This is a genomic window from Brevibacterium sp. 50QC2O2, from assembly GCF_024580675.1.
Classification (GTDB): Bacteria; Actinomycetota; Actinomycetes; order Actinomycetales; family Brevibacteriaceae; genus Brevibacterium; species Brevibacterium moorei.
Genome location: NZ_JANIJZ010000010.1, coordinates 93,512 through 106,733, shown reverse-complemented (window position 1 = coordinate 106,733; position 13,222 = coordinate 93,512). Strand labels below are relative to the sequence as shown.

The window sequence follows — 13,222 nt, the reverse complement described above, 5'->3', positions numbered from 1 at the left end:
GTTCGAAAACCTGGGTGTCGGCCCACCTGAGTCAGCGGGGCAGCGGAGCCCTGCGGTAGGCGGAGTCCGTCACCGCGGTGGCGGCGGCGATGACGAAGCACAGGCCGACTATGTGCAGGGCGACCAGTGCGACCGGCACGCCCAGGAAGTACTGCAGATACCCGATGAGGCCCTGGACGACTTCGGCGGCGAGCATCACCCACAGGGCGCGGCGCACGGCGACCAGCCCCAGGCGGGTACTCAGAACCAGACCCCAGACCGTGGCGATGACCAACAGCCAGACGGGGAAGGCGTGCATCCTGGCGATGATGACCATCGGCAGTCCGTTGCGGGCGCTGATCGCATCACCGGCGTGGGGGCCCGCACCTGTGACCAGTACGCCCAGGACGACCGTGAGCGCGGTGAGGATGCCGATGGCCCACTGCAAGCCGCGCAGCAGGGCCGTGCCCACCGGCTCCGTCGGGCCGCCGGCGTCGTGGGTGCGGAGCACCAGGTAGGCGGACAGGGCCACACAGACGGCCGATGGCACGAAGTGCGCGGCGACGATCCAGGGGTTGAGCTCCATATGGACGCTGATGCCGCCGATCACGGCTTGCACCGGCACGACCAGGGTCAGCACGATGGGCAGCCAGAACAGATCCTTCCGGGTTCTGCGCAGCCGCCACACCGCGGTGATCGCCACCAGGCAGATGATGAACAACACAACGCCCAGCAGGCGGTTGCCGAACTCGATCGCCCCGTGGATCCCGGCGTCGGCCGCCGGCGCGATCGTCACGCCGTTGCAGGTCGGCCAGTTGTCGCAGCCCAGGCCGGAACCGGTCAGGCGCACCAGGGCGCCGGTGACGATGATTGCGGAGTTGGCGATGAGCAGAAGCCAGGCGGTCGCCCGTACGGTGGCGTTGACCTCGGTGGGCTGTAGGCGATCGCGCAGGGTGGCCCCGGCCGCAGGGCCGGCGGGAACGGTGGATTGTGCCATGGTGCCTATCCTCCCCTCTTTTCTACCTCAGGTCGAATTCGGTGGTACGGCCCACAGACGGCCGTCCGTGGGCGTGGATGGTCACTTCGCGTCGAAGGAGAACCAGCGCTTGCACGCGGTGACTCCGATGATCGCCCAGACCGCCAGAACGGCCAGGCTCGTCCAGTCCGGGGTGGCGTCGAGCACCGCCGAGCGCATGGCCTCGCCCAGGGCCCCGAAGGGCAGGAAGGCGACCAGGTCGCCCCACAGTCCCGGCGGGTCGAAGACCACGCCGCCGGCCGCGGCCATCACCACCCAGACGATATTGGCCAGGGCCAGGGTGGCCTCGGCGCGCAGGGTGCCGGCCAGCAGCAGGGCCAGGGAGACCAGTGCCGCGGTGCCCAGGATGGCGGCCAGTACGATGCCGAGGACGGAGACGTGGCGGTGGAAGCCCAGGGTGGCGGCGATGACGAAGAGGACGAGGAACTGGGTGAGCACCACCGCGTAGACGGCGATGATCTTCGCCACCACCAGCCCCCAGGCCCCCAGCGGGGTGGTGGAGAGTTGGCGCAGCACACCGTAGCGCCGGTCGAAGCCGGTGGCGATCGCCTGACCGGCGAACGAAGTGGCCGAGATCGCCAGGGGCAGGGCCGCGGCGGTCGCCTCGGACAGATGATCGTCCGAACCCGCGCCCAGGGCGTCGTAGAGCTGAGTGGTGGCCAGTGCCACGAGTGCGCCGACCGGCAACAGGATGGACAGCAGGAGCTGCTCTCCATTGCGCATGATGGCGCGCATTTCGAACAGCGCCTGTGCCAGGATCCGGCGGGCGGCCGGCGCCGCATTGCCGCTGCGGTCGCCGACGGGCGCATCCGATGAGGGGACGGTGCTCAACGCAGGTTCCTTCCCGTGAGGTCGAGGAAGACATCGCCCAGGGACCTGCCCGTGAGCTGGAAGTCGTCGATTACGGCGCGGTGGTGTGCGAGCACCCCGGTGATCGCATGGAGCCGTTCGGTGTCGAGCTCGCCGGACAGGGTGATGGCCGGACCGGTCGCCTCGACTTCGGCGAGGACGGCCAGATCGGTCAACACGTCGACCGCGGGGACGCCGCGCAGGCGGATGCGCAGGACCCGTGAGCGTTCGGCGATGAGTGCGGCGGGTGCGCCCTGGGCGATCACTCTGCCGTGATCGACGATGGTCACCTCATCTGCCAGGCGTTCGGCCTCGTCCATATCGTGTGTGGTCAATACCACGGCAACGCCCTCGGCTCGCAATTGGTCGATCACGGTGTACACCGCGATCTGCGCCTGCGGATCGAGGCCGGCGGTCGGTTCGTCGAGGAAGACCAGCCGGGGCCTGCCCACCAGGGCGGCCGCCAGATTGACCCGCTGGCGCTGACCGCCGGAGAGGTGCCGGATCGCCCGGTCGGCAAACGAGGTGATGCCCAGGCGCTCGGCCAGGGCCTGCACATCGAGCGGGTTCGCATACATCCGCGCGATGTGGCTGAGCGCCTCGAGTGGTTTGGAGGCCATCGGCAATCCGCCGTCCTGCAGCATGACGGACACCAGGCCGGCGGTCCGCGTGTGCTGGGCGTGGGGGTCGAGGCCGAAGGCGCGGACCCGCCCACGGGTCGGACGGTAGAGTCCGACCGACAGGGCGATGGTCGTGGACTTGCCCGCTCCGTTGGGTCCCAGCAGGGCGTGGACGCGGCCGGGTTCGACGCAGTAGGACACGTCGTGGACGGCTTCGGTCCGGCCGTAGGAATAACCCAGGTCGGTCACGGTCAGCGCAGCTGTTTCGGTCACGGGAGTCCATTCTACGTCGCGCGCCCAGCGCTCCCCGCGCGCGTCCGGCAAGCGCGTCGGCGCTGGCCGGAAGCCCCGCGGCGTCGGTGGAATACGGGTTCCCGCCGATGATTTCGGCAGGTTCTGTAAGGCGGTCCTGGGTTTACAGGGAATAAATTACGTTACAAACTTCTTCTTGAAAACGTCAGTGCTCATCGGGTCATGTGCCCGTGGAAGACGGAAAGTGGAGGCGGTGACGGCCGTGGTGAACAAGGAGAAACAGGACGAACGCACGCGGCAGAAGGTCCTGGCCGCGGTCCTCGATCACGGTCCGGTGACCGCATCGGAGGTCGCACGGATGCTGGAGTTGACCGCCGCGGCGATCAGACGGCACCTGGACGCGCTCGAGGCCGACGGCTATGTGGAGGTCAGGCGACTGACCGGCACCAAGGCCGGACGGGGCAGACCCGCCCGACACTATGTGCTCACGGAACGTGGGCACAGCGAGATCAGCAACACCTACGACGACCTGGCCGTCGAAGTCCTCGACTTCGTCTCCCGCGAGGTCGGCGATGAGGGCGTGCGGAAGTTCGCAGCAGAGCGCACCGAACGGCTCCGCCGGGCCCTGACCGCCCGCCTCGACCAGCGGCACTCGGGGCGCACGGAGACCGTCGCCGCCCGCTCCAGGGCGCTGGCGAAGGCCCTGACGGCAGAAGGGTATGCGGCCTCGGCCTCTCCCGTGGCCGTCGGCACTCCGCTCGAGGCCATGCAGCTGTGCCAGGGCCACTGCCCGATCCAGAACGTGGCGGGGAAGTACCCGGAGTTCTGCGAGGCCGAACTCGAGATGCTCTCTGACATGCTCGGCGTCGACGTGCGCCGCCTGTCCACCCTGGCCAGCGGTGGACACGTGTGCACGACCCATATCCCGACCTCGCTGACGAATCGGCCCCTGCTCGACTAGCGCGTCAGCGCCCCACCCCAAGCACACCGCTCGATTTCACAACACCCAAGGAGGATGCTGGTGACCGAAACCACCGAATCCAATCGCATCATCGAGCTCAATCCGGAGCTCAAGGACATCGGCAAGTACGCATACGGCTGGCATGACGAACACGATGCCGGTGCCAATGCGACCCGCGGCCTGAGCGAACAGGTCGTGCGCAACATCTCCGGTATGAAGAACGAACCGGAGTGGATGCTCAAGCGCCGCCTCAAGGCCCTCAAACTCTTCGAGAAGAAGCCCATGCCCAACTGGGGCGCGGACCTCACCGGCATCGACTTCGACGACATCAAGTACTTCGTGCGCTCCACCGAGGGCCAGGCGGATTCCTGGGAGGATCTGCCCGACGACATCAAGAACACCTACGACCGCCTGGGCATCCCGGAGGCGGAGAAGCAGCGCCTGGTCGCGGGCGTCGCCGCCCAGTACGAGTCCGAGGTCGTCTACCACAAGATCAACGAGGAGCTCGAACGCCAGGGCGTCATCTTCCTCGATACGGACACCGGTCTGCGCGAATACCCGGAGATCTTCGAGGAGTACTTCGGCTCCGCGATTCCCGCCGGGGACAACAAGTTCGCCGCGCTGAACACCGCGGTGTGGTCCGGCGGCTCGTTCATCTACGTGCCCAAGGGCGTCCACGTCGACATCCCGCTGCAGGCCTACTTCCGCATCAACACGGAGAACATGGGCCAGTTCGAGCGCACGCTCATCATCGCCGACGAGGGCTCCTATGTGAACTACGTCGAGGGTTGCACGGCGCCGATCTACAAGTCGGACTCGCTGCACTCGGCCGTCGTCGAGATCATCGTGAAGAAGGACGCCCGCGTCCGCTACACGACGATCCAGAACTGGTCGAACAATGTGTACAACCTGGTGACCAAGCGCGCGATCGCCGAAGCCGGCGCCACCATGGAATGGGTTGACGGCAACATCGGCTCCAAGGTCACCATGAAGTACCCGGCGATCTGGCTGACCGGTGAGCATGCCCGCGGCGAAACGCTGTCGGTCGCCTTCGCCGGTGAGAACCAGCACCAGGACACCGGCGCCAAGATGGTCCACGCCGCGCCCAACACGCACTCCTCGATCGTTTCGAAGTCCGTGGCGCGCGCGGGCGGCCGAGCCGGCTACCGCGGCCTGGTCCATGTGCACCCCGGTGCCAAGGGCTCGTCGAACAACGTGTTGTGCGACGCCCTGCTGGTGGACAATGTGTCGCGTTCGGACACCTACCCCTATATCGACATCCGCGAGGACGATGTGTCCCTGGGCCACGAGGCCACCGTGTCGAAGGTGTCGGCCGATCAGCTGTTCTACCTGATGAGCCGCGGTCTGCCGGAGACCGAGGCGATGGCGATGATCGTGCGCGGCTTCGTCGAGCCCATCGCGCGCGAGCTGCCGATGGAATACGCCCTGGAACTCAACCGCCTGATCGAACTGCAGATGGAAGGCGCCGTGGGCTGATCGGGTTGACAGATAACCCGAACGGCAACCACTGAAGGAGACATTTTCAATGACAGAAACCCTGCAGGCAGCGGCGGAGGTCCAGGTACCTGCCGCTCGCCGCGACGCCAGAACCCGCAGCTTCGCAGTCGCGGACTTCCCCGAGATCACGGGCCGGGAGGAGGAATGGCGCTTCACCCCGGTGCGCAAACTGGCCGGGCTGTTCGCCGACGCCCCGACCGGCGGCCACCTGAAGTTCACCGAGTCACTGCCCGAGGGCGTGACGAAGGAGACCATCACCCTGGACCAGGCCCGTGAGCTGGGCATCATGGAGCCGGAGGACCGGCCGGCCGCGATCGCGGCGGCCCACGCCGGCGGCGTCCTGCACTACCACGTGCCGGCGAACACCGAATTGACCGAGCCGCTCATCGTCCACGCCGACGGCCAGGGCGAGACTGTGCACGGCCACGTGCTGCTGACCGTGGGGGAGAACTCCACGGCGACCATCATCGTCCAGCACGAGGGCGAGGCCGAGTACTCAGAGCTCGTGTCCACCGTGATCGGCGACGGCGCGCGGGTGACCTACGTCGGCCTGCAGCTGTGGGGCGACAAGGCCGTGCACCTGGGCCAGAACGACACGATCATCGGCAAGGACGCGTACTACAAGCACATCCTCATCACCCTCGGCGGTGACGTGGTCCGGTTGAACTCGAACGTCCGGTACTCCGGTCCCGGCGGCGAGGCGAAGATGCTGGGTCTGTACTTCGCCGATGCGGGCCAGCACCTGGAACACCGCACCTACGTCGACCACAACACCCCCAAGGCCGTCTCCGACGTGCTCTACAAGGGCGCGCTGCAGGGCCAGGACGCCCACAGCGTGTGGATCGGCGATGTGCTGATCCGCCCGGAGGCCCTGGGCATCGACACCTATGAGATGAACCGCAACCTGGTGCTCTCCGAGGGCGCCAGGGCGGACTCGGTGCCGAACCTGGAGATCGAGACCGGTGACATCGAGGGCGCCGGCCACGCATCGTCGACCGGCCGGTTCGACGAGGAACACCTGTTCTACCTCATGAGCCGCGGCATTCCGGAAACGGTCGCCCGCCGCCTGGTGGTGCGCGGCTTCTTCAACGAGGTCATCCAGCAGATCAAGGTCCCGGCGATCGAAGAGCTGCTCACGGCCAAGATCGAGGACGAGCTGTCCAGGAGCATGATGTGAGCCTGACCCGTGTCTGTGCTGCGGACGAACTCGCGGCCGGCGAGGCGGTGCGCATCACCTTCGGGGATGTGCCGATCTGCCTGGCCCGCGATGAGGACGGCCGCGTGCACGCGGTCGGCGATCTGTGCACCCACGGTGAGGTATCCCTGTCGGAGGGCGATGTGGAGGGCTGCACCGTCGAGTGCTGGCTCCACGGTTCCGCCTTCGACCTGCGCACCGGCCAGGCGCTCACCCCGCCGGCATTCGAACCCATACCCGTCTTCGACTGCGTCGAACAAGACGGCGACATCTACATCGATCCCGAGCCCAGCCCGGCGACGGATCACTGACATCCGAGGAGTCTCATGTCCACCTTTTCCATCCGCGACCTGCACGTCAGCGTCGAAACCGAAGCGGGTCCCAAGGAGATCCTGCGCGGGGTGAATCTCGACATCAACTCACGTGAGACCCATGCGATCATGGGCCCCAACGGCGCGGGCAAGTCGACCCTGGGCTACGCCCTGGCCGGCCACCCCTCCTACACCATCACCTCCGGCAGCGCGACGCTTGACGGCGTCGACCTGGTCAAGATGACCGCCGACGAACGCGCCCGCGCCGGCCTGTTCCTGGCCATGCAGTACCCCGTCGAGGTGCCCGGCGTGACCGTGACGAACTTCCTGCGCGCTGCCAAGACCGCGGTTTCGGGCGAAGCCCCCAAGCTGCGCACCTGGACGAAGGAACTGAGCCAGTCCATGAAGGACCTGCGGATCGATCCGGAGTTCGCCAGCCGCAATGTCAACGAGGGCTTCTCCGGTGGTGAGAAGAAGCGCCAGGAGATCCTGCAGCTCGAACTGCTCAAGCCGCACTTCGCGATCCTCGACGAGACCGACTCCGGCCTCGACGTCGACGCGCTGCGCATCGTCTCCGAGGGCGTCAACCGCGCCAAGGAGCGCACCGACATCGGCATCATGCTCATCACCCACTACACGCGCATCCTGCGCTACATCAAGCCCGATCACGTGCACGTGCTGGTCAACGGCCGCGTCGCAGAAGAGGGTGGCCCCGAACTGGCCGACCGCCTCGAGAACGAGGGCTACGACCGCTTCTTCGCGGACGCCTGATGTTCTCGCCCACCCAGCTCACGCAGATCCGCAACGACTTCCCGATCCTCGATCGGGAAGTCGGCGGGCTGCCGGTGGCGTACCTGGATTCGGGGGCGACGAGTCAGAAACCCGTCTGCGTCATCGACGCCGAACAGGAGTTCTACTCGATGCGCAACGCCGCGGTCCACCGCGGTGCGCACACCCTCGCGGTCGAGGCGACCGACGCCTATGAGGCGGCCAGGGCCACGGTCGCCCGGTTCGTCGGCGCCGCCGTCGACGAGATCGCCTGGACGAAGAACGCGACCGAGGCACTCAATGTCGTGGCGTACGGCTTCGCCAACGCCACCGCAGGGCTGGGCGGGCCCGAGGCCGAACGCTTCGTCTTGGGACCGGGCGACACGATCGTCGTCACCGAGATGGAGCACCACGCGAACCTGGTGCCCTGGCAGCAGCTGGCCCGGCGCACCGGCGCCGGACTGCGCTATCTGCCCCTGGCAGACGACGGTCGGCTGGACCTGGACGGGCTGGAGACGATCGTCGATTCCTCGACGAAGATCCTGGCCTTCACCCACGCCTCGAACGTGCTGGGCACGATCAACCCCGTGGCCCGGCTGGTGGAGCGGGCCAAGGCGGTCGGCGCCTATACGGTGCTCGACGCCTGTCAGTCCGCACCGCACTTCGCCCTGGACTTCCACGCCCTGGGCGTCGACTTCGCCGCGTTCTCCGGACACAAGCTGCTGGCGCCGACCGGGATCGGCGTGCTCTACGGGCGGGCGGAACTGTTGAACGCCCTGCCCCCGGTGCTCACGGGGGGATCAATGATCACCACCGTGACCATGGAGGACACGCAGTTCATGCCGGCCCCGCAGCGCTTTGAGGCCGGCACCCAACCCGTCGCCCAGGCCGTCGGCCTGGCCGCGGCGATCGACTACCTCACGGAGACCGGGATCGACGCGATCCACGCGCACGAATCCGAGCTGGCCGCCCGCCTGCTCGACGGGGTCGCTGGCATTCCGGGCGTCCGGGTGATCGGGCCCACCGACACAGCGGATCGCCTGGCCACGGTGTCCGTGGTCGTCGACGGTGTGCACGCCCACGACGTCGGCCAGTACCTCGATGCGCAGGGAGTGGCGGTGCGGGTGGGACACCACTGTGCTCAGCCGCTGCACCACCGCTACGGGGTGACGGCGACCACCAGGGCCAGCGCCTATCTGTACACCACCCCGGATGAGGTCGATCGGTTCACCGCCGGCCTGGCCGAGGTCCGCGGTTTCTTCGGAGTACCGCGATGAACGGGCTCGAACAGCTCTACCAGCAGGTGATCCTGGACCACTCGCGGCAGCGCACCGGCAATCTGCCGTTGACCGGGGGCGCCCCTGGGGAGTCCTTCGGGTCCTCCCACCAGCTCAACCCCGTGTGCGGCGATGAGATCACCCTGGAGGTCCACATCGGCGCAGACGGCAGCCACTCGGTGCGCTGGGACGGCGATGGTTGTTCGATCTCCATGGCCTCGGCCTCCGTGCTGAGCGAACTGGTCGAGGAATCCGCACCGGAGGAACTGGTCCGGATCGAGGCTGCCTTCTACGAGCTCATGCACTCGCGCGGCAAGGGGGAAGCCGATGAGGAACTCCTCGGGGATGCGGCGGCCTTTGTCGGAGTATCCAAGTTCCCCGCCCGCGTCAAGTGCGCACTGCTGTCCTGGGTCGCGTTCAAGGACGCGTTGCTCCAGGCTCACAGCCTGACACCCGAAGAAAGGAAGTGACATGCCGGAGATCATCGACGCACCGGCCAATGCCGACCCGGACGAGGTCAAAGAGGCCCTGTTCGACGTCATCGACCCGGAACTCGGAGTCAATATCGTCGACCTGGGGCTGGTCTACGACGTCGCGGTGGAAGAGGACAACACAGCCGTGATCTCGATGACCCTGACCTCGGCGGCCTGCCCGCTGACCGACGTCCTCGAAGACCAGATCGCCGCTGCCCTGGACGGGATCGTGCCGGCAGTGCGGGTGAACTGGGTGTGGATGCCGCCGTGGGGTCCAGAACGCATCACGGAGGACGGGCGCGAGCAGATGCGCGCCCTGGGGTTCAACCTCTGAGTCCGAATCAGGCCGCCCCGAGCGCATTCCACGCGATGCGCCCGGGGCAGCCCGCGCTGTTCCAGGTGGACGGCGTACCATAGGAGAGTTGTCCACTCCCCACACCCGAACAAGGAGACCCCGTGCTCACAGTTGCCGTCGATGGATCGGCCCTGGGCAATCCGGGACCGGCCGGCTGGGCCTGGTACATCGATGCGGACAATTGGGCCGCCGGAGGATGGCCCAAGGCCACGAACAACCGCGGTGAGCTGCAGGCCGTCATCGAGGTCCTCGAGGCGACCGCCGACACCGGTGAGGACCTGCACCTGATGGCCGACAGCCAGTACGTCATCAATTCGGTCACGAAGTGGATGGCCGGGTGGAAGCGCAAGGGCTGGAAGAAACGCGACGGCCAGGAGGTCGTGAACAAGGACCAGATGGTTCGGATCGACGAACTCATGTCCGCAGCCAAGTCCGCCGGTCGCACGGTCGACTTCGAATGGGTCAAGGGCCATGCCGGCCACCCATTGAATGAGGCGGCGGACGACGCCGCCAGGGGAGCGGCAGAGGCGTATCGGAACAAGCGCGCCCCTGACGCCGGCCCCGGTCTGGCCGGGGCACAGGCTGGGCGGCCGCGCCCGGCCGAGGCGCGACCGGACCCGGTGGACGACTCCGTCATCGTGTCCTGCCGATTGCCCCGGGAGCGCGCCGACGAGGTGATCCGGCGGGCCCGGGCCGCCGGAGTCAACCCCCAAGAAGAATTGGCCGAACTCATCGAGCTCGGCATGGAACGAAGGTATTCTCTGTGATCTCAGTCTCCGACCTCGAAGTCGTCGTCGGCTCGCGCACCCTCATGTCGGGCGTCAGCTTCCGTGTCGACAAGGGCGACCGGGTGGGCCTGGTGGGCCGCAACGGCGCTGGCAAGACCACCTTGACCCGGGTACTGATGGACGACTACATGCCCAGCAACGGGCACGTGGACAAGTCCGGGACCATCGGCTACCTGCCCCAGGACCCCCGCTCGGGCAAGCCGACCGAGACCGCGAAGGAACGCATCCTGGGCGCCAGGGACCTCGACGTCCTGGCCAAGCGGATGCGCCGCGTCGAAGAGCAGATGGCCAGCCCCGACCCGGATGTGATGGCCAAGGCGATCGAGAAGTACCCCAGGGTCGAAGCCGAGTTCGTCTCCGCCGGCGGCTATGCGGCCGACTCCGAGGCCAGTGCGATCGCGGCCAATCTGGGCATCGACGAGGAACTGCTCGCCCGCGAACTGCAGGCCCTGTCCGGCGGTCAGCGCCGCAGGGTGGAACTGGCCCGGATCCTCTTCGCCGGTCCCGACACGATGATCCTCGACGAGCCGACGAACCACTTGGATGCGGAATCGGTGCTGTGGCTGCGCGACTACCTGAAGACCTACTCGGGCGCGCTCGTCATCATCTCCCACGATCTGGACCTGATCGAGGAGGTCGTGAACAAGGTCTTCTTCCTCGACGCCAACCGGCAGGTCATCGACATCTATCAGATGAACTACCGGCAGTACCTCAAGCAGCGCGAGGACGATGAGCGGCGGCGCCGCCGCGAGCGCGCCAATGCCGAGAAGAAGGCCGATGCGCTGCTCAAGCAGGCTGCGAAGCTCGGCGCCAAGGCCACGAAGGCCGCAGCCGCCCATCAGATGGTCCACCGGGCCGAGAAGATGATGGCCGGGCTGGAGGACGAGCGGCAGCAGGACAAGGTCGCCAATCTGCGCTTCCCCGCGCCGGCCGCGTGCGGCAAGGTGCCGTTGACGGCCGATGGCCTGTCCAAGGCCTACGGCTCCACCGAGGTCTTCACCGGGGTGGACCTGGCGATCGACCGGGGTTCGCGCGTGGTCATCCTGGGCTACAACGGCGCTGGCAAGACCACTCTGCTGCGGATCCTGGCGGGCCTCGACGAGCCCGATTCCGGCACCGTGGTGCCCGGCCATGGACTCAAACTGGGCTATTACGCGCAGGAACACGAGACCCTCGACATGGACCGGACGATCCTGGAGAACATGCGCTCGGCCGCGCCCGACCTGGACGATACGGGCGTGCGGACCGTGCTGGGCTCTTTCCTGTTCTCCGGCGACGACGTCTCCAAACCCACCCGGGTGCTCTCCGGCGGTGAGAAGACGCGCCTGGCCCTGGCCACGCTGGTCGTCTCGAGTGCCAATGTGCTGTTGCTGGACGAGCCGACGAACAACCTGGACCCGGCCAGCCGTGAGGAGATCCTCTCGGCCATCCACCGCTATGAGGGCGCGATCGTCCTGGTGACCCACGACGAGGGCGCAGTGGAGGCGCTCAACCCGGACCGGGTCCTGCTGCTCCCCGACGCCGACGAGGACATGTGGAGCCCCGACTACTTGGAACTGGTCACCCTGACCTGAGGCCGAGTCAGTCAGTTTGATCAGGATCGAGCCGGGGGCGTGTGGCTTCACGGACGCACCTTACCGAAGGACGCTCCCGGGTCAGGAGCCGAAGATAAGGCTCGTGATGTAGTCGATGACGTCGTGGAGTTCGTCGTAGTCGTTGACGGCGGGGCCAGCGATGACGAGGTTCCACACGGTTGCGATGCCGGCGAGGGTCGCGAAGACGATGACGGAGGCGATGATCCCCGTGACGGCAAGGCCTGTGCCGCTGGTCGCGCCGCGCAGCCCGGTCCAGGCGACGATGATCCCGGCGCCGGCGATGAGCGCGGGGACGAACCCGACATACGGGATGAGCAGCAACAGCGGGGCGGTGAGCATCCCGCTGGCGGCGAGCACCAGGGAGATGATGCCGCTGCCCGTGGCGGATTTCTGCGGTGCCCCGGCCACTGAGGTGTTGTTCTGGTACACGTGCACGGGAAGGCTGCCCTGCGGAGGGTAGGGACTGGTCATGATGAGATTCCTTTCGAGGCGGGTCAGATGCGGGTGTCGCGGCGTTCGAGGATGACGGTCGTGAGCGCGAGGATCAGGCCGGTAAGGATGACGGTGGCGGCGAGGATCGCGGTGATGTCGCCGCCAGTGGCGGCGCCGGTGTCGACGAACGACCCGGTCCCCAACAGTGCGGTCCTCGTCGCGACGCCGTAGGGCGAGACTAGGGCCGCGTTGCCGAGAGCCATCAGTGCTGCGGTGGAGATCCCGGAGGCGACCAGGGCGATGGCGATCGGGGCGGCGAAGGAGCGCAGGAACATCGACAGCGCCGATTGCAGCGCCGCGGCAGGGATCGTCGCGACGATCAGCAGTCCGGTCACGGCGAGGTATTCGGCGGGGAGCATGCCGGGCAGCCCGAACGCGGCCTTGCCGATCACGATCACGGCGGCCAACAGGATGACCTGCATGATCGCGGTGAGCGCGGCGACGATGATGGCTTTCGCGGTGATGATATGCACGGACGAGACGGGGCCTGACATGAGTGCGTTCCAGTTGCTGCCGCGATGTTCGGGCCGCCAGACAAGGGAGCCGAGGATCGCGATGCCGATCGCGATCGGGAACAGTCCGTAGAAGCCGACGGACTGCAACCAGACGGTGTGCCACCCGTTCTCCGGGGTGCGGCCGGCGGCGAGCTGGGTGGCGGCCCCGGCGAGGACGAGGACGATGGGAAGGAACACGACGATCGGCCAAGCCAGGGAACGCTTAAGCTTGATCAGTTCGGCGGACAGGGCGCTCATG

At 67.2% G+C, this 13,222-nt stretch carries 15 protein-coding genes; 10 read left to right on the top strand and 5 right to left on the bottom strand.

Annotated features, from left to right (window positions below):
* Nucleotides 1-31 precede the first annotated feature (31 nt).
* From NQ038_RS09800 to NQ038_RS09790, 3 genes are all read right to left on the bottom strand, one after another.
* On the bottom strand, nt 32-976 hold the full coding sequence (locus NQ038_RS09800) for a heme A synthase (protein ID WP_257046731.1): 945 nt from the start codon (nt 974-976) through the stop codon (nt 32-34).
* A gap of 81 nt (nt 977-1,057) precedes the next feature.
* The gene (locus tag NQ038_RS09795) at nt 1,058-1,846 is read right to left on the bottom strand and encodes an ABC transporter permease (RefSeq protein ID WP_257046730.1); all 789 of its coding nucleotides are present in this window, start codon (nt 1,844-1,846) and stop codon (nt 1,058-1,060) included.
* Nucleotides 1,843-2,757, bottom strand: a complete 915-nt coding sequence (locus NQ038_RS09790; RefSeq protein WP_257046729.1) for an ABC transporter ATP-binding protein — start codon at nt 2,755-2,757, stop codon at nt 1,843-1,845. The genes NQ038_RS09795 and NQ038_RS09790 overlap by 4 nt, the downstream gene beginning before the upstream one ends.
* A 241-nt stretch (nt 2,758-2,998) precedes the next feature.
* Between NQ038_RS09790 and NQ038_RS09785 the strand changes: the two genes are divergently transcribed.
* The 10 genes from NQ038_RS09785 to abc-f all read left to right on the top strand — a co-directional run bounded on the left by NQ038_RS09785 (nt 2,999) and on the right by abc-f (nt 11,956).
* The gene (locus tag NQ038_RS09785; RefSeq protein ID WP_373456807.1) at nt 2,999-3,697 is read left to right on the top strand and encodes a helix-turn-helix transcriptional regulator; all 699 of its coding nucleotides are present in this window, start codon (nt 2,999-3,001) and stop codon (nt 3,695-3,697) included.
* Nucleotides 3,698-3,751: 54 nt separating this feature from the next.
* Nucleotides 3,752-5,194, top strand: a complete 1,443-nt coding sequence (gene sufB / locus NQ038_RS09780; protein WP_257056825.1) for a Fe-S cluster assembly protein SufB — start codon at nt 3,752-3,754, stop codon at nt 5,192-5,194.
* Nucleotides 5,195-5,243: 49 nt separating this feature from the next.
* Nucleotides 5,244-6,392, top strand: a complete 1,149-nt coding sequence (gene sufD, locus NQ038_RS09775; RefSeq protein WP_257046727.1) for a Fe-S cluster assembly protein SufD — start codon at nt 5,244-5,246, stop codon at nt 6,390-6,392.
* Complete coding sequence (locus NQ038_RS09770; RefSeq protein WP_257046726.1) at nt 6,389-6,721, top strand: non-heme iron oxygenase ferredoxin subunit; 333 nt, start codon at nt 6,389-6,391, stop codon at nt 6,719-6,721. Before sufD ends, NQ038_RS09770 begins: the two co-directional genes overlap by 4 nt.
* A 15-nt stretch (nt 6,722-6,736) precedes the next feature.
* Nucleotides 6,737-7,492 (top strand): Fe-S cluster assembly ATPase SufC, encoded by a 756-nt coding sequence (sufC, locus tag NQ038_RS09765; protein WP_257046725.1) that lies wholly within the window; start codon nt 6,737-6,739, stop codon nt 7,490-7,492.
* A complete protein-coding gene (locus NQ038_RS09760) occupies nt 7,492-8,766 on the top strand; it encodes a cysteine desulfurase (protein WP_257046724.1) in 1,275 nt (424 codons plus the stop codon). The genes sufC and NQ038_RS09760 overlap by 1 nt, the downstream gene beginning before the upstream one ends.
* Complete coding sequence (sufU, locus tag NQ038_RS09755; protein WP_257046723.1) at nt 8,763-9,236, top strand: Fe-S cluster assembly sulfur transfer protein SufU; 474 nt, start codon at nt 8,763-8,765, stop codon at nt 9,234-9,236. The genes NQ038_RS09760 and sufU overlap by 4 nt, the downstream gene beginning before the upstream one ends.
* Before the next feature lies 1 nt (nt 9,237).
* Nucleotides 9,238-9,573, top strand: a complete 336-nt coding sequence (locus tag NQ038_RS09750) for a metal-sulfur cluster assembly factor (protein ID WP_257046722.1) — start codon at nt 9,238-9,240, stop codon at nt 9,571-9,573.
* Between the two features lie 122 nt (nt 9,574-9,695).
* Nucleotides 9,696-10,361 carry a ribonuclease H gene (locus tag NQ038_RS09745; RefSeq protein ID WP_257056827.1) on the top strand — a complete coding sequence of 222 codons (666 nt, stop codon included), beginning with the start codon at nt 9,696-9,698 and terminating at the stop codon, nt 10,359-10,361.
* Complete coding sequence (gene abc-f, locus NQ038_RS09740; protein ID WP_257046720.1) at nt 10,358-11,956, top strand: ribosomal protection-like ABC-F family protein; 1,599 nt, start codon at nt 10,358-10,360, stop codon at nt 11,954-11,956. The genes NQ038_RS09745 and abc-f overlap by 4 nt, the downstream gene beginning before the upstream one ends.
* Nucleotides 11,957-12,037: 81 nt before the next feature.
* Here the strand turns inward: abc-f and NQ038_RS09735 are convergent, their stop codons facing one another.
* Together NQ038_RS09735 and NQ038_RS09730 are read right to left on the bottom strand one after the other, a co-directional pair.
* Entirely contained in the window at nt 12,038-12,448 is a 411-nt protein-coding gene (locus NQ038_RS09735; RefSeq protein WP_257046719.1) for a hypothetical protein, read from the bottom strand.
* A 23-nt stretch (nt 12,449-12,471) separates the two neighbouring features.
* Nucleotides 12,472-13,221, bottom strand: a complete 750-nt coding sequence (locus NQ038_RS09730) for an ABC transporter permease (RefSeq protein WP_257046718.1) — start codon at nt 13,219-13,221, stop codon at nt 12,472-12,474.
* Nucleotide 13,222: the final 1 nt, after the last annotated feature.

What these genes read in the sequence shown, in the direction of transcription:
- NQ038_RS09730 (WP_257046718.1), bottom strand. Translation starts at nt 13,221, where the DNA reads ATGAGCGCCCTGTCCGCCGAACTGATCAAGCTTAAGCGTTCCCTGGCT.
- sufD (WP_257046727.1), top strand. Translation starts at nt 5,244, where the DNA reads ATGACAGAAACCCTGCAGGCAGCGGCGGAGGTCCAGGTACCTGCCGCT.
- NQ038_RS09800 (WP_257046731.1), bottom strand. Translation starts at nt 976, where the DNA reads ATGGCACAATCCACCGTTCCCGCCGGCCCTGCGGCCGGGGCCACCCTG.
- sufU (WP_257046723.1), top strand. Translation starts at nt 8,763, where the DNA reads ATGAACGGGCTCGAACAGCTCTACCAGCAGGTGATCCTGGACCACTCG.
- NQ038_RS09750 (WP_257046722.1), top strand. Translation starts at nt 9,238, where the DNA reads ATGCCGGAGATCATCGACGCACCGGCCAATGCCGACCCGGACGAGGTC.
- sufC (WP_257046725.1), top strand. Translation starts at nt 6,737, where the DNA reads ATGTCCACCTTTTCCATCCGCGACCTGCACGTCAGCGTCGAAACCGAA.
- NQ038_RS09760 (WP_257046724.1), top strand. Translation starts at nt 7,492, where the DNA reads ATGTTCTCGCCCACCCAGCTCACGCAGATCCGCAACGACTTCCCGATC.
- NQ038_RS09735 (WP_257046719.1), bottom strand. Translation starts at nt 12,448, where the DNA reads ATGACCAGTCCCTACCCTCCGCAGGGCAGCCTTCCCGTGCACGTGTAC.
- sufB (WP_257056825.1), top strand. Translation starts at nt 3,752, where the DNA reads ATGCTGGTGACCGAAACCACCGAATCCAATCGCATCATCGAGCTCAAT.